Source organism: Streptomyces ardesiacus (assembly GCF_003112575.1).
GTDB lineage: Bacteria > Actinomycetota > Actinomycetes > Streptomycetales > Streptomycetaceae > Streptomyces > Streptomyces ardesiacus.
Map to the genome: position 1 here is coordinate 567237 of NZ_BEWC01000008.1, position 25766 is coordinate 593002.

At 73.3% G+C, this 25766-nt stretch carries 28 protein-coding genes and 1 pseudogene; 12 read left to right on the top strand and 17 right to left on the bottom strand.

Annotated features, from left to right (window positions below; genetic code table 11):
* Positions 1 to 57: 57 nt before the first annotated feature.
* Positions 58 to 944: pseudogene (locus tag Sdi02f_RS27615) on the bottom strand (RNA polymerase sigma factor SigF).
* 166 nt (positions 945 to 1110) lie between these two features.
* Here Sdi02f_RS27615 and Sdi02f_RS27620 point away from each other — a divergent pair.
* A complete protein-coding gene (locus Sdi02f_RS27620) occupies positions 1111 to 1554 on the top strand; it encodes a helix-turn-helix domain-containing protein (protein ID WP_030403871.1) in 444 nt (147 codons plus the stop codon).
* Positions 1555 to 1612: 58 nt separating this feature from the next.
* Here Sdi02f_RS27620 and Sdi02f_RS27625 read toward each other — a convergent pair whose 3' ends face one another.
* Both Sdi02f_RS27625 and Sdi02f_RS27630 read right to left on the bottom strand, forming a co-directional pair.
* Complete coding sequence (locus tag Sdi02f_RS27625; RefSeq protein ID WP_030403872.1) at positions 1613 to 2215, bottom strand: ClpP family protease; 603 nt, start codon at positions 2213 to 2215, stop codon at positions 1613 to 1615.
* Position 2216: 1 nt separating this feature from the next.
* A complete protein-coding gene (locus Sdi02f_RS27630) occupies positions 2217 to 2870 on the bottom strand; it encodes an ATP-dependent Clp protease proteolytic subunit (RefSeq protein WP_030403873.1) in 654 nt (217 codons plus the stop codon).
* A 217-nt stretch (positions 2871 to 3087) separates the two neighbouring features.
* On the opposite strand from Sdi02f_RS27630, the gene Sdi02f_RS27635 reads away from it, so the two are divergent.
* The 5 genes from Sdi02f_RS27635 to Sdi02f_RS27655 all read left to right on the top strand — a co-directional run bounded on the left by Sdi02f_RS27635 (position 3088) and on the right by Sdi02f_RS27655 (position 7501).
* On the top strand, positions 3088 to 3570 hold the full coding sequence (locus Sdi02f_RS27635) for a VOC family protein (RefSeq protein WP_030403874.1): 483 nt from the start codon (positions 3088 to 3090) through the stop codon (positions 3568 to 3570).
* Between the two features lie 47 nt (positions 3571 to 3617).
* Positions 3618 to 4415, top strand: a complete 798-nt coding sequence (locus tag Sdi02f_RS27640) for a VOC family protein (RefSeq protein ID WP_030403875.1) — start codon at positions 3618 to 3620, stop codon at positions 4413 to 4415.
* A 31-nt stretch (positions 4416 to 4446) separates the two neighbouring features.
* Positions 4447 to 5148, top strand: a complete 702-nt coding sequence (locus Sdi02f_RS27645; protein ID WP_031184455.1) for a ribonuclease H family protein — start codon at positions 4447 to 4449, stop codon at positions 5146 to 5148.
* 97 nt (positions 5149 to 5245) lie between these two features.
* The gene (locus tag Sdi02f_RS27650) at positions 5246 to 6505 is read left to right on the top strand and encodes an FAD-dependent monooxygenase (protein WP_174843405.1); all 1260 of its coding nucleotides are present in this window, start codon (positions 5246 to 5248) and stop codon (positions 6503 to 6505) included.
* 12 nt (positions 6506 to 6517) lie between these two features.
* The gene (locus tag Sdi02f_RS27655) at positions 6518 to 7501 is read left to right on the top strand and encodes an aldo/keto reductase (RefSeq protein ID WP_030403878.1); all 984 of its coding nucleotides are present in this window, start codon (positions 6518 to 6520) and stop codon (positions 7499 to 7501) included.
* 27 nt (positions 7502 to 7528) lie between these two features.
* On the opposite strand, the gene Sdi02f_RS27660 is transcribed toward Sdi02f_RS27655, so the two are convergent.
* Positions 7529 to 7873 (bottom strand): hypothetical protein, encoded by a 345-nt coding sequence (locus Sdi02f_RS27660; RefSeq protein WP_030403879.1) that lies wholly within the window; start codon positions 7871 to 7873, stop codon positions 7529 to 7531.
* Positions 7874 to 8102: 229 nt separating this feature from the next.
* Here Sdi02f_RS27660 and Sdi02f_RS27665 point away from each other — a divergent pair, with 229 nt between their 5' ends.
* Entirely contained in the window at positions 8103 to 8528 is a 426-nt protein-coding gene (locus Sdi02f_RS27665; protein WP_203715496.1) for a DUF6328 family protein, read from the top strand.
* A 33-nt stretch (positions 8529 to 8561) separates the two neighbouring features.
* Here the strand turns inward: Sdi02f_RS27665 and Sdi02f_RS27670 are convergent, their stop codons facing one another.
* The 7 genes from Sdi02f_RS27670 to Sdi02f_RS27700 form a co-directional block, all read right to left on the bottom strand.
* A complete protein-coding gene (locus Sdi02f_RS27670) occupies positions 8562 to 8990 on the bottom strand; it encodes an SsgA family sporulation/cell division regulator (protein WP_030403881.1) in 429 nt (142 codons plus the stop codon).
* 96 nt (positions 8991 to 9086) lie between these two features.
* Positions 9087 to 10064 carry an LLM class F420-dependent oxidoreductase gene (locus Sdi02f_RS27675; RefSeq protein ID WP_030403882.1) on the bottom strand — a complete coding sequence of 326 codons (978 nt, stop codon included), beginning with the start codon at positions 10062 to 10064 and terminating at the stop codon, positions 9087 to 9089.
* A 76-nt stretch (positions 10065 to 10140) separates the two neighbouring features.
* On the bottom strand, positions 10141 to 11100 hold the full coding sequence (locus Sdi02f_RS27680) for a threonine/serine dehydratase family protein (RefSeq protein ID WP_030403883.1): 960 nt from the start codon (positions 11098 to 11100) through the stop codon (positions 10141 to 10143).
* Positions 11101 to 11195: 95 nt separating this feature from the next.
* Positions 11196 to 11873, bottom strand: coding sequence for an AIM24 family protein (locus Sdi02f_RS27685; RefSeq protein WP_030403884.1), 678 nt, complete (start codon positions 11871 to 11873; stop codon positions 11196 to 11198).
* Between the two features lie 58 nt (positions 11874 to 11931).
* Positions 11932 to 12285: a UBP-type zinc finger domain-containing protein gene (locus tag Sdi02f_RS27690; protein ID WP_031081379.1), complete on the bottom strand. Its 354-nt coding sequence runs from the start codon at positions 12283 to 12285 to the stop codon at positions 11932 to 11934.
* Positions 12282 to 13739, bottom strand: a complete 1458-nt coding sequence (locus Sdi02f_RS27695) for an ATP-binding protein (RefSeq protein ID WP_108934212.1) — start codon at positions 13737 to 13739, stop codon at positions 12282 to 12284. The genes Sdi02f_RS27690 and Sdi02f_RS27695 overlap by 4 nt, the downstream gene beginning before the upstream one ends.
* Positions 13736 to 15412, bottom strand: coding sequence for an NAD(P)/FAD-dependent oxidoreductase (locus Sdi02f_RS27700; protein WP_031081382.1), 1677 nt, complete (start codon positions 15410 to 15412; stop codon positions 13736 to 13738). Before Sdi02f_RS27700 ends, Sdi02f_RS27695 begins: the two co-directional genes overlap by 4 nt.
* Before the next feature lie 209 nt (positions 15413 to 15621).
* On the opposite strand from Sdi02f_RS27700, the gene Sdi02f_RS27705 reads away from it, so the two are divergent.
* A complete protein-coding gene (locus Sdi02f_RS27705) occupies positions 15622 to 16494 on the top strand; it encodes a universal stress protein (protein ID WP_030403888.1) in 873 nt (290 codons plus the stop codon).
* A 22-nt stretch (positions 16495 to 16516) separates the two neighbouring features.
* Here Sdi02f_RS27705 and Sdi02f_RS27710 read toward each other — a convergent pair whose 3' ends face one another.
* From Sdi02f_RS27710 to Sdi02f_RS27720, 3 genes are all read right to left on the bottom strand, one after another.
* Positions 16517 to 17749, bottom strand: a complete 1233-nt coding sequence (locus tag Sdi02f_RS27710) for a DUF4032 domain-containing protein (RefSeq protein WP_030403889.1) — start codon at positions 17747 to 17749, stop codon at positions 16517 to 16519.
* Positions 17750 to 17758: 9 nt separating this feature from the next.
* On the bottom strand, positions 17759 to 18505 hold the full coding sequence (locus Sdi02f_RS27715) for an MBL fold metallo-hydrolase (protein ID WP_030403890.1): 747 nt from the start codon (positions 18503 to 18505) through the stop codon (positions 17759 to 17761).
* A gap of 77 nt (positions 18506 to 18582) precedes the next feature.
* Positions 18583 to 19212 carry an alpha-ketoglutarate-dependent dioxygenase AlkB gene (locus tag Sdi02f_RS27720; RefSeq protein WP_031081386.1) on the bottom strand — a complete coding sequence of 210 codons (630 nt, stop codon included), beginning with the start codon at positions 19210 to 19212 and terminating at the stop codon, positions 18583 to 18585.
* A 120-nt stretch (positions 19213 to 19332) separates the two neighbouring features.
* Here Sdi02f_RS27720 and Sdi02f_RS27725 point away from each other — a divergent pair, with 120 nt between their 5' ends.
* Both Sdi02f_RS27725 and Sdi02f_RS27730 read left to right on the top strand, forming a co-directional pair.
* On the top strand, positions 19333 to 19956 hold the full coding sequence (locus Sdi02f_RS27725) for a TetR/AcrR family transcriptional regulator (RefSeq protein ID WP_030403892.1): 624 nt from the start codon (positions 19333 to 19335) through the stop codon (positions 19954 to 19956).
* Positions 19957 to 19995: 39 nt separating this feature from the next.
* The gene (locus tag Sdi02f_RS27730; protein WP_030403893.1) at positions 19996 to 21669 is read left to right on the top strand and encodes an FAD-binding dehydrogenase; all 1674 of its coding nucleotides are present in this window, start codon (positions 19996 to 19998) and stop codon (positions 21667 to 21669) included.
* 200 nt (positions 21670 to 21869) lie between these two features.
* On the opposite strand, the gene Sdi02f_RS27735 is transcribed toward Sdi02f_RS27730, so the two are convergent.
* On the bottom strand, positions 21870 to 22121 hold the full coding sequence (locus Sdi02f_RS27735; protein ID WP_030403894.1) for a WhiB family transcriptional regulator: 252 nt from the start codon (positions 22119 to 22121) through the stop codon (positions 21870 to 21872).
* Between the two features lie 124 nt (positions 22122 to 22245).
* Positions 22246 to 23148 (bottom strand): LysR family transcriptional regulator ArgP, encoded by a 903-nt coding sequence (locus Sdi02f_RS27740; protein ID WP_030403895.1) that lies wholly within the window; start codon positions 23146 to 23148, stop codon positions 22246 to 22248.
* 77 nt (positions 23149 to 23225) lie between these two features.
* Here Sdi02f_RS27740 and Sdi02f_RS27745 point away from each other — a divergent pair, with 77 nt between their 5' ends.
* Positions 23226 to 23840, top strand: coding sequence for a LysE/ArgO family amino acid transporter (locus Sdi02f_RS27745; protein ID WP_031081391.1), 615 nt, complete (start codon positions 23226 to 23228; stop codon positions 23838 to 23840).
* Positions 23841 to 23940: 100 nt separating this feature from the next.
* Complete coding sequence (locus Sdi02f_RS27750; protein ID WP_031081393.1) at positions 23941 to 25254, top strand: MFS transporter; 1314 nt, start codon at positions 23941 to 23943, stop codon at positions 25252 to 25254.
* 7 nt (positions 25255 to 25261) lie between these two features.
* Here the strand turns inward: Sdi02f_RS27750 and Sdi02f_RS27755 are convergent, their stop codons facing one another.
* Positions 25262 to 25717, bottom strand: a complete 456-nt coding sequence (locus Sdi02f_RS27755; RefSeq protein WP_030403898.1) for a cyclic nucleotide-binding domain-containing protein — start codon at positions 25715 to 25717, stop codon at positions 25262 to 25264.
* Positions 25718 to 25766 lie beyond the last annotated feature (49 nt).

Here is a 25766-nt window from a genome sequence, read left to right on the forward strand (position 1 = left end):
CCGCGGGACCCACCGTCGGCACCGGGGGACGCATCGTCGGCACCGCGAGACCGGAACTCAGGCGCAGCCCAGCTCGCCCAGCATGCCCTCGCGCAGCCGGGCGATGATGCGCTTGATCAGCCGGGACACGTGCATCTGCGAGCAGCCCAGCTGTTCGCCGATCTCCGCCTGCGTGGCCTCCTCCACGAACCGCAGATGGATGATCCTGCGGTCGCGCTCGCTCAGCTCGGCCATCAGCGGGGCCAGCGAGTGGAAGTCCTCCACGAGCCGCAGCCCGTCCTCCTCCACGCCGATGAAGTCGGCCAGGACCGATTCGCCGTTCTCGGGGCCCTCCCCGGTCAGCGCGGCGTCCAGGGAGGAGGAGTTGTAGCCGTTGGACGCGATCTGGGCCTCGACCACCTCGTCCTCGCCAATGTTCATGAGCGTGGCGAGTTCGGCGACGGTGGGCTCGCGGTCCAGCCGGGAGGACAGCTCCTCGCGCGCCCTGGCCAGCTCCACGCGCAGCTCCTGCAGTCGCCGCGGCACGTGCACGGCCAGGTGGTGTCACGGAAGAAGCGCTTGATCTCACCCACGATGTACGGCAGCGCGAAGGAGGTGAACTCGACCTCGCGGGACAGTTCGAAGCGGTCGATGGCCTTGATCAGGCCGATCATGCCGGTCTGGACGATGTCCTCCATGTCGTTCCCGCGACCGCGGAAGCGGCCCGCGGCGAACCGCACGAGCGACATGTTCATCTCGATCAGCGTGTTGCGCGCGTACTGGTACGCGTGCGTGCCCTCTTCGAGTTCCGTCAGGCGCTGGAAGAACTGGCGGGACAACTGCCGTGCGTCACGCGGCGCCACGGTGCGCGGGTCCACGACGTCCCGCGGTGATCCCTCACCGGTCCCGCTCCCGGCGGTCTCTTCGGCAACCTGCGCGTGCGGCAGGACCACGGCGGCTTCCATTGCCTCTCCCACGAAAGTCACGGTCGGACGTCTTCCTAGGCTATTCCCGCCGCCGGGTACCCGGGTCGCGGCGGTCCATGCCTCCCGATTCCAGGTGGCCACGGATTTCCCTGAGGGCGGAACGCCGCACCCTTCCGGGAACCGACGGGAACCCTAGGCTGAGGAGGTGACCAGCCACGTGCCGAACGAAGCCCGCGTCATCGCGCTGCGCCCGCAGGCCGCGCGCCCCGAAACCCGTCCCGCCGCGGCCCGGCCCGCGGCCCCGCCGGTCCCCCCGGACCGAAGGCCGCCCACCGTGCGCGAACCCCTGTGGCGCGATCTGGTCGGGGACGTCCTGCGGCGTGAACGCCTCGCCCAGGAGCGCACCCTGAAGGAGGTCGCGGAGGCCGCCCGGATTTCCATGCCCTACCTGTCGGAGGTGGAACGGGGACGCAAGGAGGCGTCCTCGGAGGTGCTGGCGGCCGCCGCCGGCGCCCTGGGACTGGGCCTCGCCGACCTGCTGACGCGCGCGCAGGGCGAACTGGTCCGCCTCACCTCCCGGCACACCGGCGCCGGGCGCGGCACGTCCACCGCCGGAGGGCGGTTCGACGGGATGTGCCTGGCCGCCTGAGGACGCGCGGACGCGCGCGGGCCGGTGTCCCGCCAGGAGCGGAACACCGGCCCGGCCCTCACACCCGCGTCAGGCGCCGGGCGAGCACCTCGTCGGCCAGCCCGTAGGCCACCGCCTCCTGGGCGGTGAACACCTTGTCGCGGTCCATGTCCGCGCGCAGCGTCGCCACGTCGTGGTGGGTGTGGCGGGCCAGCACCTCCTCCACCTGGGAGCGGATACGGACCATCTCCTTGGCCTGGAGCGCCAGGTCGGAGACCGTGCCCTGCCGTCCGCCGCTGGCCGGCTGCCCCAGCAGGACCCGCGCGTGCTCCAGCACGAACCGCCGCCCCGGGTCCCCGCCCGCCAGCAGAACGGCCGCCGTGGACGCCGCCTGCCCGACGCAGAACGTCGAGATCGGCGCCTGGACGAAGGTCATCGTGTCGTAGATCGCCATCAGCGACGTGAACGAGCCGCCGGGGGAGTTGATGTAGATCGCGATCTCGCTCTCCGGGGCCGACGACTCCAGGTGCAGGAGCTGCGCGATCACGACGTTGGCGACGCCGTCGTCGATCTCGGTCCCCAGGAAGATGATCCGCTCCGACAGCAGTCGGCTGAACACGTCGTAGGACCGCTCGCCCTGCGGGGTCCGCTCGACGACGTTCGGAATCGTGTAGCTCCCCATGTCACAGCCCCATCCGTCGTCGGGTCGCGGCCGGGCGCACGTCCGCGAGGGATTGCACGACCTGGTCGACCATTCCGTACTCCCTGGCCTCCTCGGCCGTGAACCAGCGGTCGCGGTCGCCGTCCCGGGAGATGGTCTCCGGGCTCTGACCGGTGTGCTCGGCGGTGATGCGCTCGATGGTCCGCTTGGTGAACTCCAGGTTGTCCGCCTGGATCTCGATGTCGGCGGTGGTGCCGCCGATGCCCGCCGACGGCTGGTGCATCATGATCCGCGCGTTCGGCAGCGCGTAGCGCTTGCCCGCCGTGCCGACGCTCAGCAGGAACTGCCCCATGCTGGCGGCGAACCCCATGGCGAGCGTCGAGACGTCGTTGGGGATCAGCCGCATGGTGTCGTAGATGGCGAGCCCCGCGTGCACGGAGCCGCCGGGGCTGTTGACGTACAGGCTGATGTCGGTGCGCGGGTCCTGCGCGGACAGGATCAGCAACTGCGCGCAGACCCGGTTCGCGGAGACCTCGTCGACCTGGGTGCCCAGCAGCACGATCCGCTGGTCGAGCAACTGCTCGGCGAGCCGGTCGTCGAACCGGGTCGCGGGGGTGTCGCCGTCCTCGGCCCTGGGCGGTGCGGCGGGGGCGGGACCTGCGATGAGTGGAGACATCGGCACTCCTTGTCGAGTCGTGGCGGGTGGTGAGGGGTGGTAGTGGTGGTGGCAGCGGTGCGCGGCCGAAGGCACCGCGGTCCCTCCACTCTCGGCCCGCCGCGGCCCCCGCCGGGTGTTTCTCTGCCCGCGGCAGATTCGCCACCGGCAGAGCGATGAGTTCCGAGGCCCGCGCCGGTCGACAGAGGTGACCGTGTCGCACGCCCAGGAGGTAGTCATGAGCACCGACGGATTCACCACGTGCCTGTGGTTCGACGGCGACGCGGAGGACGCCGCCCGCTTCTACGTCTCCGTCTTCGAGAACTCCGCCGTCGGCTCGGTCACCCGCTACCCCGAAGGGTCGTACCAGCCCGCCGGCACCGTGCTCACGGTCGAGTTCACGGCCAACGGCCAGAAGTTCGTGGGCCTCAACGGCGGCCCGCAGTTCAGGTTCAGCGAGGCGATCTCCTTCCAGATCCCCTGCCGGGACCAGGAGGAGGTCGACCACTACTGGTCGCGGCTCACCGAGGGCGGCGGTGAGGAAGGCCCCTGCGGCTGGCTCAAGGACCGGTTCGGAGTGTCCTGGCAGGTCGTCCCGCGCCGGCTCGAGGAGATGTTCCGCGACCCCGACCCCGCCAAGGTGGCGCGCGCCAACAAGGCCATGATGTCGATGCGCAAGCTCGACATCGCCGCGCTGGAACGTGCGTACGCCGGTGAGTGACCCACCCGCACCAGACCCACCCCACGTTCGCCAAGGAGGCGGCAACCATGGCCGCAACACCCGAAGGGGCCCCTTGCTGGGCCGACGCGATGTTCACCGACGTCGAGGGAGCCAAGAGGTTCTACGGCGACGTCCTCGGCTGGACCTTCGGCGAGTCGTCGTCGGAGTACGGCAACTACACCGAGTGCTACTCCGACGGCAAGGCGGTGGCCGCCGTGGTTCCGCCCCCGCCCGGTCACGAGGACCGGTCGCAGTGGTGCCTCTACCTCGCCTCACCGGACGCGGAGGCGACCGCCGGCCGGATCCGCGAGGCCGGCGGCGAGCTGCTGCTGGAGCCGATGCGGATCGGCGACTACGGCACCATGTGCCTGGCCCGGGACCCGGGCGGCGTCGTCTTCGGCGTCTGGCAGGGCGGCAGGCACCAGGGCTTCGAGGCGACGGCCGTGCCCGGCGCGTACTGCTGGGCGGAGATCTTCACCCGAGAGCCCGCGAAGTCGGACGCCTTCTTCCCCGCGGTCTTCTCCTACCGGTCCCAGCAGATGCAGGACGACCGGATGGACTTCCGCGTCTACCGCCTCGGCGACGGCCCGGCCCTGGGCCGCATGGCCATGACGGAGGAGTTCCCGCCCGAGGTTCCGCCCTACATCAACGTCTACTTCGCCGTCGCCGACTGCGACGACGCCGTGGCCCGCGCCACGAAGCTCGGCGGCGTCGTGCGGTTCGGTCCGGTCACGACCCCGTTCGGCCGGTTCGCGGCGCTGAGCGACCCGCAGGGCGCCACCTTCTCGGTGATCGACACCACGACCACCGAGGGGCGGATGCCGGAGGTCGCGGACGTCTCCTGATCCAGGTCCGGACACCCCGGCGGGCCATGGCATGATCGAGCGCATGCGTGAACGTGTAGTGGCCGCGTGCGACGGGGCTTCGAAGGGAAACCCGGGTCCGGCCGGCTGGGCCTGGGTGGTCGCCGACGCCTCGGAGAGCCCGGTCCGCTGGGAGGCCGGCCCGCTGGGCAGGGCCACCAACAACATCGCCGAGCTGACCGCGCTGGAGCGGCTGCTGGCGTCGACCGACCCCGACGTGCCGCTCGAGGTCCGGATGGACTCGCAGTACGCCATGAAGGCCGTCACCACCTGGCTGCCGGGCTGGAAGCGCAACGGCTGGAAGACGGCCGCCGGCAAGCCGGTCGCCAACCGGGAGCTGGTCGTGCGCATCGACGAGCTGCTCGACGGCCGCTCGGTCGAGTTCCGCTACGTGCCCGCCCACCAGGTGGACGGCGACAAGCTCAACGACTTCGCCGACCGCGCCGCCAGCCAGGCGGCCGTCGTCCAGGAAGCCGCGGGCAGCGGTCTCGGCTCGCCCGAGCCGCCGCCCGCCCCGGACGTCCCGGCGGCCCGCAAGGCGCCGCGCCGCGGTGCGGGCACGGCCCGCAAGGGCGGCGGCTCCTCGTCCCGCACCCTCAAGGCGAAGTTCCCCGGACGCTGCCTGTGCGGCCGCTCGTACGCGGCCGGTGAGCCCATCGCCAGGAACGACCGGGGCTGGGGCCACCCGGAGTGCCGCACGGCGGCCGCCGGGTAATCCGCGCCGGCCACGGCCGCGTGGCGGCGGCGCGGCACCCTCACCTTGTTACTCTGCGGTCTCGAACGACCACCATGAGTGCGTGTCAGGGGTGTGTGTGAAGGTCGCCTGCGTCGGCGGTGGGCCCGCCGGACTGTATCTGTCGATCCTGCTGAAGCGGCAGGACCCCGCCCACGACGTCACCGTGTACGAACGCGACCCCGAGGGCTCCACCTACGGCTGGGGCGTCACCTACTGGCGCGGACTGCTCGACCGGCTCCAGGAACACGACCCGGAGTCGGCCCGCGCCGTCGAGGAGCACTCCGTGCGCTGGCGGGACGGCGTCGCCCACGTCGGCGACCTGGCCACCCGGCACCACGGCGACGAGGGCTTCGGCATCGGCCGCCACCGCCTCCTCGCGATCCTCGCCGCCCGCGCCCGCGACCTCGGCGTACGCCTGGAGTTCGAGCACCCGGTGACCGGCGCCAACCCGCCCGCCGCCGACCTCGTCGTGGCGGCCGACGGCGCCGGCAGCGCCCTGCGCGGCCACCATGCCGAGCACTTCGGCACCGAGATCACCGGCGGCCGCAACCGCTACGTGTGGCTCGGCACCCCGAAGGTCTTCGACGCCTTCACCTTCGCCTTCGTCGAGACCGGCCACGGCTGGATCTGGGTGTACGGCTACGGCTACGGCCCCGAGGGCAGCACCTGCGTCGTCGAGTGCGCGCCCGAGACCTGGACCGGTCTCGGCCTGGACCGGGCCGACGAGGCCGAGGGGCTGGTCCTGCTGGAGAAGCTCTTCGCCGACGTGCTGGACGGACACCCGCTCACCGCGCGGTCCTCCGGCCGGGCCGGCACCGCCTGGCCCGTCTTCCGCACCCTCACCAACCGCACCTGGTCCCGCGGCAACCTCGTCCTGCTCGGCGACGCCGCCCACACCACGCACTACTCCATCGGCGCCGGCACCACACTCGCCCTGGAGGACGCCATGGCGCTGGCCACGGCGCTGCACGGGCCGGGCGGCCGCGCGGACGCCCTCGCCCGCTACGAACGCGAACGCCGGGCGGCCCTGCTCCCGGTGCAGAGCGCGGCCCGGCTCAGCGCCCAGTGGTACGAGAACCTGCCCCGCTACATCCACCTGCCTCCCCAGCAGATGTTCGCCCTGCTCGGCCAGCGCCACTCGCCGCTGCTGCCCCACCTGCCGCCGCGCCTGTACTACCGGATCGACCGGGCGGCCGGCCGGCTGGAGACGCTGCGCCGGCTCAAGCGCCGGCTGGGACCCGTGATCGCGCGCACGGTGCAGGCACGCCGGCTCGCCACCGGCGGGGGACCGGTCCCCCCGGGGCGTCCCGACGCGGTGCCCGCGCACCGCGGATGACAGACTGACGCCATGGACGAGCGCACTTTCGGCAGGTCGGATCAGCACGCGTCGGTGATCGGCCTCGGCACCTGGCAACTGGGTGCCGACTGGGGAGACGTCGACGACAAGGAAGCCCTCGCGGTACTGGAGGCGGCGGCCGAGTCGGGGGTGACCTTCTTCGACACGGCGGACGTCTACGGCGACGGCCGCAGCGAGCGGACCATCGCCTCCTTCCTCGCGGGCCGGCCCGACCTGCACGTGCTGGTCGCCACCAAGATGGGCCGCCGGGTCGAGCAGATCCCGCAGAACTACGTCCTGGACAACTTCCGGGAGTGGAACGACCGTTCCCGCCGCAACCTCGGCGTCGACCGCCTCGACCTGGTGCAGCTCCACTGCCCGCCGACGCCCGTCTACTCCAGCGACGAGGTGTTCGACGCCCTGGACACCCTCGTCGAGGAGGAGCGCGTCGCCGCGTACGGCGTCAGCGTGGAGACGTGCGAGGAGGCGCTCACCGCGATCGCCCGGCCGAACGTGGCCAGCGTGCAGATCATCCTCAACCCCTTCCGCATGAAGCCCCTGCGCGAGGTCCTGCCCGCGGCCCGGGAGGCGGGCGTCGGCATCATCGCCCGGGTGCCGCTCGCGTCCGGCCTGCTGTCCGGCAAGTACACCCGGGACACGGTCTTCGCGGCCAACGACCACCGCAACTTCAACCGCCACGGGGAGGCCTTCGACCAGGGCGAGACCTTCTCCGGCGTCGACTTCGCCACGGGTGTCGAGGCCGCCGCCGAGTTCGCCGCGCTCGCCCCCGAGGGATACACCCCCGCCCAGCTGGCGCTGCGCTGGATCGTCCAGCAGCCCGGGGTGACCAGCGTGATCCCGGGCGCCCGTTCGCCCGAGCAGGCCCGCGCCAACACGGACGCCGCCCGGCTGCCGGAGCTGTCGGACGCCACCCTCGCCGCCGTCCGCGACCTGTACGACCGCCGCATCAAGGACCAGGTCGAGGCCCGCTGGTAGACGGCCGAAGGGCGGCGCCCCGGAGGCTCACGGCACCAGGAGCACCTGCCGCTCCCGCTCCTGGTCGCCGGCGGCCGCCCCTTCGTCGCGTGCCGTGAAGGCGCGGGACAGCGTCCCGCTCGCCGCCTCCACGGCCTGCGGTGTGCCCTGCACGGTGACCGTCACCGGCGCCGACAGGGTCCCGCCCGCCGCCGGGGCGGAGGCCGCCCGCGGGTCGTCCGGGGAGTCGAAGGTTGCGGTACGCACCGTCGCCCCCTCGTCGGCGGGCAGTTCACCGGGGGGCCCGAAGACGCCCTCCAGGGCGCGGACGATGGCCCGCGCGTCGTCGATGCCGCCGCCGTCGAGCGTCACGGTGAGCTGAGTGTCGGACATCCTTCGCCTTCCTTGCCACGCCTGGGTCGGTCCCGGCCCGTGTAACCGTCCCCCGACCGCCCAAACCGGACGCCGGTGCCCGTGCGCCTGAGTGACGGGATACCGGGAACAGGGAACAGGACGCAGGCGGGACGGTCATCGGGAGGACGACGTGAGGGACTCGGAAGCGGCCGAGGGGGCGGGCCGGCGCAGGGGGCGCAACGAGACCGAGGAGGAGCGGGCCGACCGGATGTGGACCGAGCTGATCCAGGAGGTCCGCGTCGCGCAGATGGGCGTGCAGATCCTGTTCGGCTTCCTGCTCACCGTCGTCTTCCAGCCCAAGTACGAGACCCTCTCGGACACCGACCAGACGATCTACCTGATCACGGTGGTCCTCGGAGCGGTGACCACCGGCGCGCTCATCGGACCGGTGTCCCTGCACCGCCTGGTCTCCGGGCGGCGGGTGAAGCCCCAGGCGGTGCGGTGGGCGTCCCGTCTGACGCTGCTCGGTCTGGTGCTGCTGCTCGCCACGACCGCCTGCTCGCTCCTGCTGATCCTGCGCGTCGCCACCCACGACGGCTTCGTCCCCTACCTCGTCACCGGCGTGGTGCTCTGGTACCTGCTGTGCTGGTTCGGGATCCCGCTGTGGACCCGGCACCGCCACACCGCCCGCTGAACCGCCTCGGCGCGGCGGCGGCCGGGCGCACCCTCAGCCCTCGGCGGTCAGCTCGGCGAGGAACGCGTCGACGCACACCTCTTCCTCCCCGGGCCGGACCACCTCGTGCGTCTCGCGCAGGAACGCCTCCACGGCCGCGGCCCAGACGAACACCACGGCGCGGTGCCGCTCCCCGTCGGACCGGTCGTCGCCGAGCAGTTCGATGCGCAGTTCGTCCCACATGCCCCGCGACTCGGGCCGCATCCGCACGTCGCCCACGCCGACCGGACGGGTGAGGCCCGCGGCGACCATCTCCCGGTCCAGCGTCCACTCGGCCAGCACCCGTCCGTCGTGACTGAAGACCGCCGTGAGGGCGAACGGGTCCGCCGCGTCGTACCCGAGGTGGGCGAGGACGGGGAACCGGTCGCCGGTCTGGCCCGCCTGGAGCTGGACGACCAGGGTCTTGCGCACGACAGGGGTCACGAGGGCCTCCAGTGGGAAAGGACGTGGACCCATCGAGTACCCGGTTCACGGGCAAGATGCTCAGTCGTTCGAGTGAGGCGGGGGCACCTGCCGGGTTCAGTCGCCGCCGAACGCCTCCCGCAGGGCGGGCAGGAGGGTGCTCTCCGACCAGTCCAGGAAGGCCGGTTGGGTCTCCCCGCCGATCTGCACCAGGGCGATCTCGGTGAACCCGGCCTCGACGTAGGGGCGTACGGCCGCGACGAAGGCGTCCGGGTCGTCGCCGCAGGGAATGGACTCGGCGACGTCGTCCGGCGTCACGAACTGGGTGGCCGCGTCGAAGGAATCCGGGTGCGGCAGCTCGGAGTTGACCTTCCAGCCGCTGCCGAACCAGCGGAACTGGGAGTGGGCCCGCTTGATCGCGGTGTCCCGGTCGGGGTCGTAGGAGACGGGCAGTTGGCCCACGCGCGGCTTGCCCTCGCCGCCGTGCCGGCCGAAGGCCTCCAGCAGCGGCGCCTTCGGCTCGGTGGCGATCACCAGGTCGGCGAACTCGCCCGCCAGCTTGGCCGAGCGTTCCCCGGAGACGGCGATGCCGATGGGCGGCGGGCTGTCCGGCAGGTCCCACAGCCGGGCCGACTCCACGTCGAAGTGCGTGCCGCGGTGGTTCACGTGACCGCCCGCGAACAGCGCCCGGATGATCTCCACGGCCTCCTGCAGCATCTCGTGCCGTACGTCGACCGACGGCCAGCCGCCGCCCACCACGTGCTCGTTGAGGTTCTCGCCGCTGCCGAGGCCCAGCCGGAACCGGCCCTCGGACAGCAACTGCAGCGTCGCCGCCTTCTGCGCCACCACCGCCGGGTGGTAGCGGAACGTCGGACACGTCACGTAGGTCATCAGCGGGATGCGGGAGGTGGCCTGCGCCGCGGCGCCCAGCACGCTCCATGCGTAGGGCGCGTGGCCCTGCGAGCGCAGCCAGGGGAAGTAGTGGTCCGAGGTCACCGAGAAGTCGAACCCCACCTCCTCGGCCCGCACCAGATGGCCGACGAGGTCACGCGGGCCGGCCTGCTCGGTCATCATCGTGTATCCGATGTGTGCCATGGCGGCCGAGTCCCCGCGAGACCGGAGGGAAAACAGGGGGAAACCGGGCGGAAGGGGCCCGGCCCCGCCCCGGCCGTCAGTCCCGTGCGAAGCGGTCCGCCCACGCCGCCATGTCGGTCACCGTGGCGTTGCCGCCGCACACCACCAGCCCGATGCGGGCGCCGTCACCCACCCGGTCCACCACCCGCCGGGCCGCCGGCAGCAGACAGCCGGCGGCCGGCTCGGTCCACACCTTGGCGTGCTCGGCGAGCGCGAGCGAACCCCGGACCGCCTCCCGGTCCGGCACCACGAGCACCTCGGTGACCAGCTCGGCCACATGGTCGTACGTGAGCTGCGAGACGGAGGGCGCGCTCAGCGTGGTGACGACCGACGACAGGGGCACCGCCAGCGGCCCGCCCGCCGCCAGCGCCCGCGACATGGCCTCGGCGCCCTCGGTCTCCACGCCCCAGACCCGCACCCCGGGCCGCAGGGCCCGCAGCGCCGCCGCCACGCCCGCGATCAGGCCACCGCCCCCGATGCTCACCAGCACGTCGGTGAGATCGGCGGCGTCCTCGGCGAACTCCAGGCCCACCGTGCCCTGCCCCGCGATCACCACGGGGTCGTCGAAGGGGTGGACCAGCGTCAGACCCTCCTCGCGCAGCCGGGTGACGAGCGCGAACGCGCTGTCCATGCCGTCGGTGAGCCGCACGACGGCGCCCGCCTCCTCGGCGGTCTCCACGGACCGGGCCGGCGCCGTACGGGGCATGACCACCGTGGCCTTCACGTCCAGGGCCGCGGCCATCACCGCCACCGCGATGCCGTGGTTGCCGCCGCTCACCGCGACGACACCGGCGGCCCGCTCGGCCCCGGTCAGCGACAGCAGCTTCGCCGTCGCGCCGCGCGCCTTGAACGAGCCGGTGCGCTGGAGCAGCTCCAGCTTCGCGGTGACCGGGACGCCGAGCAGCGCGGACAGCCCCGGGCTCGGCACGGTCGGGGTGCGTACGACGTGTCCGGCGATCCGCTCGGCCGCGGCTTCGATCTCCGTGATCGCGATCAAGGCAGTCTTCCTTCCGGGAGGGGCGGTGATCCGCGCCCCCGCGCAGCCTTTCGCGCGAAGCCCCCAAGGTCAACAAGTCCCCAGGGGGGAAGGGCTCAGTGCTGCTGCGTCTTGTGCGGCGTCGCCTCGCTCGGCCGTACGACGACGAAGCCCTCGCCCTGGAGCACCAGTTGCACCGCCTCGCCCGAACCGCCGCGCAGCATCGAGCCGATGGACTGCGAACGGTGCAGGGAGGTCGTGAGCCCCGCGGACCAGCCGACGACCGCGTCCGTGTCGACGTGGACCGGGTACTGGTGCGAGACCGGGATGACCAGCGGGTTGCCCTCGCAGACCAGGCCCAGCCTGCCGTGCCCGGTGAACACGCTGTTGAACAGGCCGCCACCTGCGATGCCCGCGCCCTTCACGGTGGCGATGCGGTAGGACAGCGACGCGTCGAAGCACAGGACGTTGCGGCCGTTGACCGTGAACTCGTCGCCCGGCTCCACCTCGACGACGAAGCAGTTCTGCGCCTCGTTCGCGAACCAGGCCTCGCCCTGCCCGCGCACCGCCATCAGCGGCAGCCCCTCCCCGGTGACCGCGCGCTTGAGCATGCCGCCCACGCCCTGGCCCTTGCGCTCGAACTGGAGACTGCCCCGGTAGGCGACCATCGCCCCCTGCCGGGCGAGCATCTCGCCGTTCACCACGTACCGGATGCACTTGGAGTTCTCGACGGTCATGCCCGGCGCCGTGGCGGGCCCCACCATGTGCTCGCTGGAAAAGAGGTCACCCTTCATGACCGCATCCTGGCCCGGAGCGTTCCCTTCCGCCAAGAACGGGTGCGGTCCGGCTGCGTCAGCGGTGCAGGGAGGACGCCCAGTCCGCCGGGACGCGGCCCGCCGGGCCCGGGGACGGCTGGTCCCCGGGGTGACTGCGGGGCGGGGCGAGGTCCGGGCCCGAGGTGCGCACCTCGTCGGCGGCGTAGTCCCAGTACCAGTCCTCGCCCGGTTCGAAGCTCTGCACCACCGGGTGCCCGGTGGACCGGTAGTGGCCGGTGGCGTGCTGTCCGGGGGAGCTGTCGCAGCAGCCGACGTGGCCGCAGCTCGCGCAGCGCCGCAGGTGGAACCACCAGCCCCCGGCCGCGTCGCACTCGGCGCAGCCGGTGCCGCTGGGCGGAACGGTGGGGTCGATTCCGGTGTCGCTGGTCATACCGGCTCCTCGGTCGGGTCGGATTCCGTGGTGGTGAGCGGCAGGAGCACCTGGAAACGGGTGTCGCCGGGCTCGGACTCGACGTGGAGGCTGCCGTGGTGCTTGTCGACCACGATCCGCCAGGAGATGTCCAGGCCCAGCCCGGTGCCCTCGCCCACCGGCTTGGTGGTGAAGAACGGGTCGAAGACGCGCTCCCGGATCTCCGGTGCGATCCCGGTGCCGGTGTCGCGGAACTCCACCAGCAGCCGGTCGTGGTGGAGCGCCGTGCGCACGGTCAGCGTCCCCTCGCCGCCCGCGTCGTTCACCGCGGCGACGGCGTTGTCGATCAGGTTGGTCCACACCTGGTTCAGCTCCGCCGGATACGCCGGCACCCGGGGCACCGTACGGTCGTACTCCTTGACGACCTCGATCCGCGGGCCGATCTTGCCGGAGAGCATCAGCAGGGTGCTGTCGAGCAGTTCGTGGACGTCGACCGTCCGGTGGGGGGCCCGGTCGAGCTGTGCGTACTGCTTGGCGGCGCCCACCAGGTGCGAGACGCGGGCGGTGGAGTCCGCGATCTCGTTCATCAACAGCTCGGTCTCGACGGTGTAGTTGAGCCAGCCGACCGCGCCGGGCAGGATCTCCGCGTCCACGGCCGCCGCGACCTGCTCCAGCCACTCGGTGTCGAGGCCGGCCTGCACGAAGGCCGGTGCGAGCTGCCAGCCCTGCTCGATGCCGTGGTCGTCCAGCCAGTCGGTGAGGGCGTCCTCGCGGTCGGCGGCCTCCAGCGGGCTGAGCGAGGGCGCCTTGGCGACCCGCTCCGCCGTGCGCTCCTGTATCTCGATCAGCCCCGCCAGCGCGTCGCGGGAGAACGGCCCCTCGGCGATCACGGCGAGCTTGTGCCGCATCTTCGCCACCCGCTCCCGCAGCGTCGAGGTGGCCCGCACCGCGGCCGCCGCGGGGTTGTTCAGCTCATGGGTGAGCCCGGCGGACAGCGAGCCGAGCGCCAGCAGCCGCTCGCGCTGCCCGATGGCGCGCTGGGTGCTCTTGGAGCCGAAGAACAGCCCCTCCAGCAGATGCACCGCCATCGGGAACCACTCCCGCATCACCGCCGCGAAGGTGTCCGCCGGCAGCACGAAGAACCGCGTCGGCTCGGTGACCCGCATCGAGTTGGTGTAGACCTGCGGCACCCGGTCGCCGACGTACGCCTGCATCGCACCCGCGTACACCCCGCGCTGCGAGGTGCGGTTGGTCTCCACGTCGTCCGCGCCGACCCGGCGGGACAGCACGACCGTGCCCTCCAGCATGACGTAGAAGCAGGTGGCGTCCTCGCCCTCGGCGTACACCGGCCCGGGGTCGAACAGTTCCACCCGGCCCTCGGCGCACAGCCGGCCCAGCTGCTCGGGCGTCAGCTTCTCGAACAGGAACAGCTTCCCGATCTCCGCGGGGCTGCACGGCATCGGCCGGCCGTTCACGACTGCTCCAGGTAACGGTGGACGAGCATCACGGCCATGGCTCCCTCTCCGACGGCGGACGCGACCCGCTTGGCGGACTCCGCGCGGGCGTCGCCCGCCACGAACACGCCCGGGACACTGGTCTCCAGGTGGTACGGCGGCCGGTCCAGCTCCCAGTCGGCCGGCGGCCGCCCGTCCGGGGTCAGGTCCGGTCCGGCGAGGATGAACCCGCGCTCGTCGCGCAGCACCGTGCCGTCCAGCCAGTCGGTCAGCGGGGCCGCGCCGATGAACACGAACAGCCACTGCGCGTCGACGCGTTCGGTGGCGCCGCTCGCCGCGTCGCGCAGCGTCAGCCGCTCCAGGTGCCCGTCGCCGTGCGCACCCTCGACGACGGTGCCGCAGCGCACCCGGATGTTGGGCGTCTGCTCGATCTGCTGGATCAGGTAGTACGACATCGAGGCCTCCAGGGAGGAGCCGCGCACCAGCAGCGTCACCGACTTGGCGCCCCGGGCCAGGTACATCGCGGCCTGCCCGGCCGAGTTGGCGCCGCCGACGACGTACACGTCGTGGCCCTGGCAGGAGGCCGCCTCGGTCAGCGCCGAGCCGTAGAACACCCCGCAGCCGGCCAGGTCCGCCGTGCCCGGCGCGGTGAGCTGCCGGTAGGACACGCCGGTCGCCAGGATGACGCTGTGCGCGGCGATCGCCGAGCCGTCCGAGAAGCGCACGACCCGCGCCGCGCCGCTCGCCTCCAGGCCGGTCACCTCCCGCGCGGTGAGGATCTCGGCGCCGAACTTCGCCGCCTGCCGCCGGGCCCGCTCGGTGAGCTGCCCGCCGGACACGCCGTCGGGGAAGCCGAGGTAGTTCTCGATGCGGGAGCTCTGGCCGGCCTGGCCGCCGGTCGCCGACCGCTCCACCAGCACCGTGCGCAGGCCCTCCGAGGCGCCGTACACGGCCGCGCCGAGCCCGGCCGGGCCGCCGCCGATCACCACCAGGTCGTAGAAGTCGGCCGTCGGCGTGGTCGCCAGACCCACACGGGCGGCCAGCTCGGGTGCCTCCGGTTCCACCAGCGGGGTCCCGTCCGGCGTGATCACCACCGGCAGCCGCTGCCCGTCCTGCCCGGCCGCCGAGAGCAGCCGCCGTCCCTCCGGCTCGTCCGAGGAGTACCAGCGGTAGGGCACCTGGTTGCGGGCCAGGAACTCCCGGACCTCCGAGGACCGCGCCGACCAGCGGTGCCCGACGACCTTGGTGCTGGGCACCGGACGGTGGTCGCCGGTGCGCCAGGCCTGGAGCAGGTCGTCCAGGACCGGGTAGAGCTTCTCCTCGGGCGGGTCCCAGGGCTTGAGCAGGTAGTGGTCCAGGTCGACGACGTTGATCGCGTCGATCGCCGCCTCGGTGTCCGCGTACGCCGTCAGCAGCACCCGGCGGGCGCCCGGGTACACGTCCATGGCCTGCTCCAGGAACTCGATGCCGTTCATCTGCGGCATGCGGTAGTCCGCGAGGATCACGGCCACCAGGTCCCCGCGCAGCTTGAGCTCGCGCAGCGCCTCCAGCGCCGACTCGCCGGACTCCGCGCGCACGATCCGGCAGGTGGCGCCGTAGCGTCGCCGCAGGTCGCGGGCGACGGCGCGGGAGACCCCCGGATCGTCGTCCACGGTCATGATGACGGTCCGCGTCTCCCCGTCGGCCTGTGCCATGCGTCCCCCAGTCGAGCGGCCGGGTTCACGGCACGGCGTCCCCGTCACCGCACCGGCCTGCAGCCCATCGTATGTTCGATCGCCGGTCCCCGCTCAGGCGGCGCGGGGGGCGCCGGCGCCCGCCCGCTCCCCCCTGCGCGGCGACGGGGACGGCTTGGGGAAGACTGGGCGCCATGAACGACGTGACCGCGACACAGGGAGGGACCCGCATGACGCGCCCGATCACGGCAGGCCTGGACGGTTCGCAGGAGAGCCTGGCCGCACTGGCCTGGGCGGCGAGGGAGGCGGTACGCCGGGGGACCCCGCTGCACGTCGTGCACGCCTGGCGGTTCCAGGACCGGGGCGTGGCCGGCACGGTGAACCGCGAGACCCAGGAGACGTGGGCCCGTGACGCCCTCGCCGAGGCGGTCGGGACGGTCGCCGGACGGCACCCCGGCCTCACGGTCACCACCGACCTGCGCGAGGGCGACGCCGTCGCCGCCCTGCTCGCCGCCGCGGCCGACGCCGGCACCCTGGTCCTCGGCTCCCGCGGCCACGGGCCGGTCGTCGGCTTCCTGCTCGGCTCGGTCGGCCGGCAGGTGATCGCCGAGGCGACCCGGCCGGTGGTCCTCGTGCGGGCCGGGGACGAGCCGAGCGGCGAGGCGTCCGGCCGCGAGGTCGTCGTGGGCCAGCAGGGCGAGCCCGAGGACAGCGCCGACGTCATCGGCTTCGCGTTCGAGGCCGCCGCCGCGCGGGGCGCCACCGTGCGTGCCGTACGGGCCTGGGCGCTGCCGACGGTCTTCACCTACAGCCCCGGTTCCATGGCGCTCGCCGACGAGGCCGGGGGCCTGGAGCAGTACGAGCGCAAGGCGCTCGGCGAGGCGCTCGCTCCGTGGCGCGAGCGCCACCCGGACGTCCCGGTGGTCGAGCACGTGGAGATGGGCAGTGCCGGCCAGGTGCTGCTGTCGGTGGCCGCGAACGCCCAGCTGATGGTCGTCGGGCGCCGCGCCCGCCGCACCGCCGTCGGCGCCCGGATCGGCTCGGTGGCGCACGGCGTGCTGCACCACGCGGAGTGCCCGGTGGCGGTCGTCCCGCACACGTGAGGACGCGGCGCGGGGGCGCCGTTCAGTCCGCCGTGGGCTGCAGCGTCTCCCGCGCCCTGGGCAGGATGTTGACGAGGTAGTCCTCGACCGCCGTGTCCAGGCCGATGTCCTGCTGGGCCCGCTCGGACAGGTACCAGCGGTGCTCCAGCAGCTCGTGGTAGATCTCCGCCGGGTCCATCGCGCCGCGCAGTTCCACCGGCACGGCGCGCACGGTGGGCCGGAAGACCTCGCGCACCCACCGGTGGGCGAGGACCTCGGGGCGGGCGCCGAGGGGGTCGCCCGGGGCGTAGTCGTCCTGGGTGGCCATCCAGCTCTCCAGGTCGTTCAGCAGCCGCCTGGCCTGGTTCTCCTCGGCGTCCAGACCGGTCAGGCGCAGCAGTTGGCGCTGGTGGTGGCCGGCGTCGACGACCTTGGGCACGAAGGTGACCGAGTCGCCGTTGGAGGCGTGCTCGATCTGCATCTCGGCCACGTCGAAGCCGAGGTCGTTCAGGCGCCGGATCCGGCGTTCGATGTAGTGGTACTTGCCCGCCGGGTAGACGGAGGTGCGGGTCAGCTCCTCCCACAGGCTCCGGTAGCGGGCGCATATCTCCCGGCCGAAGTCGACCGGGTCGACGGAGGGGTGCAGCGCCCCGGAGGCCTCCAGGTCGAGCAGTTCGCCGCTGATGTTCACCCGGGCCAGGTCCAGGTCGTAGTCGCGCTGGCCGGGGCTCAGCCTGGGGTGCAGCTCCCCGGTCTCGGCGTCGACCAGGTAGGCGGCGTAGGCGCCCGCGTCGCGCCGGAAGAGCGTGTTGGACAGCGAGCAGTCCCCCCAGGCGAACCCGGCCAGGTGCAGGCGCACGAGCAGCACCGCCAGGGCGTCCATCAGCCGGTGCATGGTCGCCGGGCGCAGCGTCGTCTCGAACATCGACCGGTAGGGCTGCGAGCCGCCCAGGTGCCGGGTGACCAGCACCGGCTCCAGCGCCCCGCCGGCGGCGTCCGCGCGGCCGGTGATCACGGCCAGCGCGTCCACCGCGGGGATGGCGAGCCGGTCCAGGTCGCGCAGCAACTGGTACTCGCGCAGCGCGGGCCGTTCGGCCAGCTCCTTGACCGCGATCACCTCGTCCCCGGCGCGCGCGTAGCGCACCACGTGGCGGGAGATGCCGCGCGGCAGCGGCACGAGGTACTCCTCGGGCCACTGCTCCAGCGGCAGGTGCCAGGGCAGTTCGAGCAGGAGCGCGGGGTGCTCCGGATTGGTGGCACTGATCTGCAAGGCCATGCCCCGACTCTAAACGGCGCGCTCCCGGGCCAGTTCCGCGGCGTCCTTCACCGGCCCGCGGTGGACCGGGCCGTGCCCCGGCAGCAGGAGGTCGCCGTCCAGCCCGGCGATGACGTCGAGCGAGGCGATCGCGCGCGGCCGGTCGTGGTGGAACAGGTCGGGCAGGAGCTGCGGACCCTCGACGCGGGAGATGGCGTGCCCGCTCACCAGGGCGTCGCCGGAGATCACCACGCCGGCGTCCGGGAGGTGGTAGACGCAGTGGCCGTCGGTGTGCCCCGGGGTGTGCACGGGCACGGGGCGGCCGGGCAGGTCGAGGGCGCCGTCCGCCGGGAAGGGGGCGGGCGCGGTCACCGGGTGCTGCTCGGTGCCGCCGGTGCGCAGCACGTGCGTCATCCAGGGCAGCACCCCCGGCCGCCAGGCGTTGCGCAGCACCGTGCCGACCGACACCTGCTGGAGGTAGTCGCGCCGGGCGTGCGGCACCTCGGCCTCGTGCAGGAGGACCGGAGTGCCGTACGTGGCGCGCAGGTACTCGGCCGAGCCCAGGTGGTCGTTGTGCGCGTGGGTGATCAGTACCGCCGCCACCGCCTCGGGCGAAGACCCCACGGCGGCCAGGGAGTCGAGCAGTGCCCGGCGGTCGCCGGGGTAGCCGGTGTCGACGAGCGTCACCGCGTCGCCGTCGGTGAGGACGACCCAGTTGGTGTTGCCGCCGTGCACCAGGTAGGTGCCGTCCGCCACGTGCCGTACGTCCGCGTTCATGGTCTCCCGCGTCTCTGGTTGGCTGCCTGCGTGCGGGACAGCCAACCAGAATCGGGGCGTGGGCGGTTGACCGGGCCTCAGCGCACGCCGTGCGGGCGGAACTGGACGCTGATCCGGGGCCCGGCGGCGCGCGTGCTCTTGGGGACGCAGTGCTCCCAGGTGCGCTGGCAGGAGCCGCCCATCACGATCAGGTCGCCGTGGCCCAGCGGGCGGCGCACGGTCCCGCCGCCCCCGCCCGCCGGGCGCAGCAGCAGGTCGCGGGGCGCGCCGACCGACAGGATCGCGACCATCGTGTCCTGGCGCGCGCCCCGCCCGATCCGGTCGCCGTGCCAGGCGACGCTGTCGCGGCCGTCGCGGTAGTGGCACAGGCCCGCGGTGGTGAAGGGCTCGCCCAGCTCCTCGGCGTAGTGCGCGGACAGGGCGTCGCGCGCCTCGGCCAGCAGGGGGTGGGGCAGCGGGTCGGACGCGCCGTAGAACGCCAGCAGCCGGGGTACGTCGACGACCCGCTCGTACATCTCCCGCCGCTCCGCGCGCCAGGGGACCTCGGCGGCCAGCCGCTCGAACAGGGCGTCGGCGCCGCTCAGCCACCCCGGGAGCAGGTCGATCCAGGCTCCGGAGCCGAGGCGGGTGCGGCGCAGCCCGTCGAGCGGGCCCAGCCGGACCTCGTCGGTCTGGTCGAAGAGCGAACCCTGGAGGTGCGTGGTCATGGGACCAGCGTACTCCTTGCTCGAAAATCTGTTCTATTCACGTGCTGGTCGCGCCTGGACCCTTTCGATACACCGGCGTATCCGATACATTCACGCATCGAACGGAGCGGAGGGCCGGGCATGGCGGTGCGGGAGACGACCGGGCGCGCGACCAGGCGCCGCGCGCACACCCGCGCCAACCTGCTGGACGCGGCGTTCACGGTGTTCGCCGCCAAGGGGTTCGGGCGGGTGCCGATCGAGGAGGTCTGCGAGGCGGCCGGGTACAGCCGGGGTGCCTTCTACTCCAACTTCGGCAGCCTCGACGAGCTGTTCTTCGCCCTCTACGAGCAACGGGCCGGCCTGATCGCCGAGCAGGTGTCCGCCGCCCTCGCCTCCGACGGCCCCGACCTGGACGTGCCGTCCGCCGTGGAGCGCGTCACCGAGGTGCTGCTCCTGGACCGGGACTGGCTCCTGGTGAAGACGGACTTCCTGGTGCACGCCGCCCGCGACCCCGAGGTCGCCCGGACCCTGCTGGAGCACCGGGCCCGCCTCCGGCGCGCGATCGCCGACCGGCTCGCCCGGGCCCGCGGGCACACCGCCCTGCCCGCCGTGCTGGGCGACGCCGAGGGCGCCGCGCACGCCGTGGTCGCCGCGTACGACGGGGTCACCACCCAACTGCTCCTCGACCGGGACGGCGCCCGCGCCCGCGCCTGGCTCGGGCAACTGCTCACCGCGCTGCTCACCGACGGCAGCGCGCGTCACTGACCCCAGCGTCACCGACGGAACAAGGAAGGGACGGTCGCCATGGATGCCGACGTCATCGTGGTCGGAGCGGGGCTCGCGGGCCTGGTCGCGGCCCACGAGCTGACCAGCCGGGGCCGCAGGGTCGCCCTGGTCGACCAGGAGAACGCGGCCAACCTCGGCGGGCAGGCGTTCTGGTCCTTCGGCGGCCTCTTCCTCGTCGACTCCCCGGAGCAGCGCCGCCTCGGCGTCAAGGACTCCTTCGACCTGGCCTGGAACGACTGGCGGGGCAGCGCCGCCTTCGACCGCACCGACGACGAGGACTCCTGGGCGGTGCGCTGGGCCCGGGCGTACGTCGAGTGGGCGGCGGGGGAGAAGCGGTCCTGGCTCGCCGGGCACGGCATCACCTTCCTGCCCACCGTCGGCTGGGCCGAGCGCGGCGACCTCCGGGCGGGCGGGCACGGCAACTCCGTGCCCCGGTTCCACATCGCGTGGGGCACCGGCACGGGGGTGGTCGAGCCGTTCGTGCGGTACGCGAAGCAGGCCGTGCGCGACGGACTGCTCACCTTCCACCACCGCCACCGCGTCGACCACCTCGTCGTCGAGGGCGGCACGGCGCGCGGGGTGCGCGGCACGGTCCTCGCCCCCGACGACTCACCGCGCGGCGTCGCCTCCAACCGGGAGGCGGCCGGGGAGTTCGAACTCACCGCCCAGGCCGTGATCGTCACCTCCGGCGGCATCGGCGCCGACCACGACACCGTCCGCCGCCACTGGCCCGAGCGCCTGGGCACCCCGCCCGCCGAGATGGTCACCGGCGTTCCCGCCTACGTCGACGGACGGATGCTCGGCATCAGCGCCGAGGCCGGCGCCCGCCTGGTCAACCGGGACCGCATGTGGCACTACACCGAGGGCGTGCGCAACTGGGACCCGATCTGGCCCGGCCACGGCATCCGCATCCTGCCCGGACCGTCCTCCATGTGGTTCGACGCGCTCGGCCGCCGGCTGCCCGAGCCCTGCCTGCCCGGGTACGACACCCTGGGCACCCTGCGCCACCTGCGTACGGCGGAAGGCCTCGCGGGCCACGACCACTCCTGGTTCGTCCTCACCCAGAAGATCGTCGAGAAGGAGTTCGCCCTCTCCGGCTCCGAGCAGAACCCCGACATCACCGCCAAGGACCGCGCCGGCTTCCTGCGCGAACGCGTCCTCGGCAAGGGGGCCCCGGCCCCGGTGGACGCTTTCCTGCGCAAGGGCGCCGACTTCGTGACCGCGCCGGACCTGGAGCAACTGGTCGACAAGATGAACGCGTTGACCGACAAGCCGCTCCTGGACGCCGCCGCACTCCGGCGCCAGATCGAGGCCCGCGACCTCCAGATGGCCAACCCGTACGCCAAGGACGCCCAGGTGCAGGGCATCCGCAACGCCCGCCGCTACATCGGCGACCGACTCGGCCGCGTCGCCGCTCCGCACCGCCTCCTCGACCCGGCGGCCGGCCCGCTGATCGGCGTCAAGCTGCACATCCTCACCCGCAAGACGCTCGGCGGCATCCAGACCGACCTCGACTCCCGCGCCCTGGGCGCCGACGGCAGCCCGGTCGAGGGCCTCTACGCGGCCGGCGAGGTGGCCGGCTTCGGCGGGGGAGGGGTGCACGGGTACAACGCGCTGGAGGGCACCTTCCTCGGCGGCTGCCTCTTCTCCGGCCGGGCGGCGGGCCGGGCGGCGGCACGGCAGACCGCCTGAGCGACGGACCCCGCCTGAGTGACGGACCCTGCCTGAGCGACAGCCCCCGCCTGAGCGACGGACCCCGTCGGCGCGGCGAGCGGCGTCCGGGGCGCGGACGCGCCCGCGAGGCGGGGGCGGTGTCTTGACGCGGGCGTGGCGGCGGCGCTGCGGGCCCTGCGGCCCGGGGTGCGAGACCGCGTCCGGTACGGGCGCCCGGCTCAGCCGGACCTGCGGCGCGCGCCCTCGCGCCGCTTGAGCGCGCGGCGTTCCAGCTCGCTGGTCCCGCCCCACACACCGATGGTCTGCCCGGTGTCCAACGCCCAGCGCAGACACTGCTGTTGGACCGGGCAGGTGCGGCAGACCGCCTTCGCCTGCTCGGTCTGCAAAGCCGCCGGCCCGGTGGTGCCGATGGGGAAGAACAGGTCGGGATCCTCCGTCCGGCATGCGGCGTGCTCTCGCCAGTTGTCCATCAAAGTCACCTGCGTTCGGTCTCGTTCGCGTCCTCGTGCACTCTTGCTCCCCTGCGGGTGACCGGTCGGCAGCGGGGCGAAACCGGCGCGGTGCCCGGCGGTGCCGGGCGCCGCGCCGCCGGGGCTACCGGCGCAGTGCCCCGGCGGCCGCCGTCACCACCGCGTCCGCCACCGCCGCCAGCGCCGGGGAGTCGAGCTTCCACTGCTGCCAGTACAGCGTGACGTCCACCGCCAGGTCCGGGGCGAAGCAGACCAGCCGCCCGCCGCGCAGCAGGGGCTCCGCCTGCGGCTGCGGAACCATGCCCCAGCCCAGCCCGGCGGCGACCGCCTCGACGAAACCCTCCGAGGTCGGTACGTAGTGGCGGGCCGCACTCGCGCCGCCGAGACCGAGCCGGCGCGCGAAGGAGTCCTGGAAGTCGTCACGCCGGTCGAAGACCACGACGGGCGCGCCGGCAACGGTCTCCTGCGGCGGCCCCGCCAGGTGCCGGGCGGCGAAGTCCGGTGCGGCGCACGGAAGATAGCGCATCCGGCCCAGCACCCGCACCGTGCAGCCCGGCACCGGCTCGGGCGAGGAGGTCACCGCCGCCATCACCGCGCCCTCCCGCAGCAGCGTCGCCGTGTGGCCCTCGTCCTCGCGGCGCAGCTCGAAGCAGAGGGCGGGCTCCCGGGGAAGCGCGGTCAGGGCGGGCAGGAACCAGGTCGCCAGCGAATCCGCGTTCACGGCCACCGACACCCGGGTCGGCTCCCCCTCGCCCCGCAGGCCCAGCTCGGCCGAGGCGTCCCGCTCCAGCCGCGCCACCTGGCGGGCCAGCCGCACCAGCACGGCACCGGAGTCGGTGGCCCGCACCGGCTTGGTGCGCAGCAGCAGGACCCGGCCCGTGCGCTGCTCCAGCGCCTTCACCCGCTGGCTGACCGCGGACGGGGTCACGTGCAGGGCGGCGGCCGCCGCGTCGAACGTGCCCTCGTCCACGACGGCCAGCAGGGTGCGTACGTGGTCCAGCGGAAGGTCGGCGAAGGCCGGGGTCATGTCGTCATCACACCGGCTAATGATAGGTAAGAATCTTTAGCTGTACGTCCTGTGATCGTCCGCTTAGCGTCGAGGGCATGAACAACGCCCTCACGGCAGCCGCCGCCGGCTTCGGCACCGGACTCTCGCTCATCGTCGCCATCGGCGCCCAGAACGCCTTCGTCCTGCGTCAGGGGGCCCGCCGCGACGCGGTGCTCGCCGTGGTCGGCATCTGCGCGCTGTCCGACGCCGTGCTCATCGCCCTCGGCGTCGGCGGGGTCGGCGCCGTGGTGGTCGCCTGGCCGGGCGCGCTGACCGCCGTCGGCTGGATCGGCGGCGCCTTCCTGCTCGGCTACGGCGCCCTGGCCGCACGGCGCGTGTTCCGTCCGGCCGGCGCGCTGCGGGCGGACGGCGACGCGGCGGGCTCCCGGCGCCGGGCCGTACTCACCTGCCTGGCGCTGACCTGGCTCAACCCGCACGTCTACCTGGACACCGTCTTCCTGCTCGGCTCCGTCGCCGCCGACCGGGGGCCGCTGCGCTGGACCTTCGGTCTCGGAGCCGCCCTCGCCAGCCTGGTCTGGTTCGCCGCGCTCGGCTTCGGCGCCCGCTACCTCGGCCGCTTCCTGTCCCGGCCCTCGGCCTGGCGCGTCCTCGACGGCCTGGTGGCCGCCACCATGATCGCCCTCGGGCTCTCCCTCGTCGCCGGGGCCTGAGCCGGGGGACCGGATCCGGCCGTACGCGTCCGAGCGGGCCCGGGCGGAGCTGCGATAGTGATCCCCGCACCGAAAGATGTACCGAGCATGTAGGAAGCGCGTGGACACGAGCGAGAGCAGCAGTGAGAGCGGCACCGCGCCCGGGGCGAAGGTCCCGGCCCCGGCACCGGACGGGCAGCGGCGGGGGTGGCGCCGCTGGGCCATGGACACCCGCCCCCTGCGCCGCCCGGCCTACCGCAGACTCTGGTCCTCCACCATCGTCACGGCCGTCGGCAGCCAGCTCACCGCCGTCGCCGTGCCCAAGCAGATCTACGACATCACCGGTTCCTCGGCCTGGGTGGGCGCCGCGAGCCTCGCCGGACTCGTGCCGCTCGTCGTGTTCGCGCTGTGGGGCGGCGCGGTGGCCGACACCATGGACCGCCGCAAGCTGCTGCTGATCACCAACACCGGCATCGCGGTGACCTCCCTGCTCTTCTGGATACAGGCGGTCACCGGCCTGGAGTCGGTGGCCGCCCTGATGCTCCTGCTCGCCCTGCAGCAGGCCTTCTGGGGCCTCAACGCCCCGGCCCGCAACGCCTCCATCGCCCGTCTGGTGCCCGAGGACGAGCTGCCCGCCGCCAACGCCCTCGGCTCGACCGTCATGCAGACCGGGCAGGTGGTCGGCCCGCTCCTCGCCGGTGCGCTGATCCCGCTGATCGGACTGCCCGAGCTGTACCTCATCGACGCCCTGGCCCTGTGCGTCACCGTGTGGGCGGTCCACCGGCTCCCCGCACTGCCTCCGACGGCGGCCGCGGCGGTGCGGCGCGCGGGCGTGCGCGAGGTCGTGGCGGGCTTCCGCTACATCGCCGGGCACAAGGTGCTGCTGCTCTCCTTCCTGGCCGACATCGTCGCCATGGTCCTCGGCATGCCCCGCGCCCTGTTCCCGCAGCTCGCGGCCGAGACCTACGCCCCGTGGGGCGAGGGGCTCGCGCTGGGCCTGCTGTTCGCGGCGATTCCCATCGGCGCGGTGGCCGGCGGGCTGTTCTCCGGCACCTTCTCGCGGGCCCGCCGGCACGGCTGGATGGTGATCGGCGCGGTGGTGGTGTGGGGCGCCGCCATCACCGGCTTCGGGCTGAGCGGCAGCCTGTGGCTCGCGGTGGCGTTCCTGGCCGTGGCCGGTGTCGCCGACATGGTCTCCATGGTCTTCCGGGGCGCGATCCTGCTGTCCGCGGCCACCGACGAGATGCGCGGGCGCATGCAGGGCGTGTTCACCGTCGTCGTGGCGGGCGGCCCGCGGCTCGCCGACGTCCTGCACGGCGGGGCGGGCTCCGCCTTCGGCGCGCGGGAGGCCGTGGCCGGGGGCGGGCTGCTGGTCGTGGCGGTGATGCTGGCCCTGGCCGCCGCGATGCCGGCGCTGCGCCGCTACCGGGTCTGACGGCGCCTCACAGGGTGCCGTGTCCGTGCAGCGCGTAGTGCTCGATGAGCCGGGCCCGGGTGTTCTCCAGCCGGTGCGCGAGGATCTCCGCGACCGTGCGCACCAGCACGATGCCGAGCTGCGGATCCCGCTCGCACAGGTCGAGCACCGCAGCCGCCTCGAACTCGTGGGCCCGCACCGGGCTGAACGCCTCGGCGCCGAAGTCCCATTCGTAGGGCGGGAACAGCCAGGACCAGCCGAGCAGGTCGCCCACACCGAGGCTGGCGACCGTGACCCGCTGCAGGGACGTCACCCGCTGCGTCAGGGAGACCGCGCCGGAGCGGATGACCCAGAAACGGTCCGCCCTGCCCCCCGCCTCGAAGATCCGCGTGTCCTCCGGGAAGACGACCTCCTGGGCCAGCTCCATCAGCCGCGCGCGCTGGGGGAGGGGGAGGGCGTTCAGGAGTTTGATCGCTTTGGTCATGGCACGGGGCTCCTCGCCGGCGATTCGATTCCGGGGCTTTCCCTATGTC

Coding starts and splice junctions, on each gene's coding strand:
- Sdi02f_RS27660 (WP_030403879.1), bottom strand. CDS start 7,873: ATGTCCGACACTCAGCTCACCGTGACGCTCGACGGCGGCGGCATCGAC.
- Sdi02f_RS27630 (WP_030403873.1), bottom strand. CDS start 2,870: ATGTCTCCACTCATCGCAGGTCCCGCCCCCGCCGCACCGCCCAGGGCC.
- Sdi02f_RS27720 (WP_031081386.1), bottom strand. CDS start 19,212: ATGACCACGCACCTCCAGGGTTCGCTCTTCGACCAGACCGACGAGGTC.
- Sdi02f_RS27740 (WP_030403895.1), bottom strand. CDS start 23,148: ATGACCCCGGCCTTCGCCGACCTTCCGCTGGACCACGTACGCACCCTG.
- Sdi02f_RS27690 (WP_031081379.1), bottom strand. CDS start 12,285: ATGACCAGCGACACCGGAATCGACCCCACCGTTCCGCCCAGCGGCACC.
- Sdi02f_RS27700 (WP_031081382.1), bottom strand. CDS start 15,412: ATGGCACAGGCCGACGGGGAGACGCGGACCGTCATCATGACCGTGGAC.
- Sdi02f_RS27705 (WP_030403888.1), top strand. CDS start 15,622: ATGACGCGCCCGATCACGGCAGGCCTGGACGGTTCGCAGGAGAGCCTG.
- Sdi02f_RS27685 (WP_030403884.1), bottom strand. CDS start 11,873: ATGAAGGGTGACCTCTTTTCCAGCGAGCACATGGTGGGGCCCGCCACG.
- Sdi02f_RS27625 (WP_030403872.1), bottom strand. CDS start 2,215: ATGGGGAGCTACACGATTCCGAACGTCGTCGAGCGGACCCCGCAGGGC.
- Sdi02f_RS27710 (WP_030403889.1), bottom strand. CDS start 17,749: ATGGCCTTGCAGATCAGTGCCACCAATCCGGAGCACCCCGCGCTCCTG.
- Sdi02f_RS27755 (WP_030403898.1), bottom strand. CDS start 25,717: ATGACCAAAGCGATCAAACTCCTGAACGCCCTCCCCCTCCCCCAGCGC.
- Sdi02f_RS27735 (WP_030403894.1), bottom strand. CDS start 22,121: ATGGACAACTGGCGAGAGCACGCCGCATGCCGGACGGAGGATCCCGAC.
- Sdi02f_RS27655 (WP_030403878.1), top strand. CDS start 6,518: ATGGACGAGCGCACTTTCGGCAGGTCGGATCAGCACGCGTCGGTGATC.
- Sdi02f_RS27675 (WP_030403882.1), bottom strand. CDS start 10,064: ATGGCACACATCGGATACACGATGATGACCGAGCAGGCCGGCCCGCGT.
- Sdi02f_RS27725 (WP_030403892.1), top strand. CDS start 19,333: ATGGCGGTGCGGGAGACGACCGGGCGCGCGACCAGGCGCCGCGCGCAC.
- Sdi02f_RS27745 (WP_031081391.1), top strand. CDS start 23,226: ATGAACAACGCCCTCACGGCAGCCGCCGCCGGCTTCGGCACCGGACTC.
- Sdi02f_RS27730 (WP_030403893.1), top strand. CDS start 19,996: ATGGATGCCGACGTCATCGTGGTCGGAGCGGGGCTCGCGGGCCTGGTC.
- Sdi02f_RS27640 (WP_030403875.1), top strand. CDS start 3,618: ATGGCCGCAACACCCGAAGGGGCCCCTTGCTGGGCCGACGCGATGTTC.
- Sdi02f_RS27635 (WP_030403874.1), top strand. CDS start 3,088: ATGAGCACCGACGGATTCACCACGTGCCTGTGGTTCGACGGCGACGCG.
- Sdi02f_RS27665 (WP_203715496.1), top strand. CDS start 8,103: ATGTGGACCGAGCTGATCCAGGAGGTCCGCGTCGCGCAGATGGGCGTG.
- Sdi02f_RS27715 (WP_030403890.1), bottom strand. CDS start 18,505: ATGAACGCGGACGTACGGCACGTGGCGGACGGCACCTACCTGGTGCAC.
- Sdi02f_RS27645 (WP_031184455.1), top strand. CDS start 4,447: ATGATCGAGCGCATGCGTGAACGTGTAGTGGCCGCGTGCGACGGGGCT.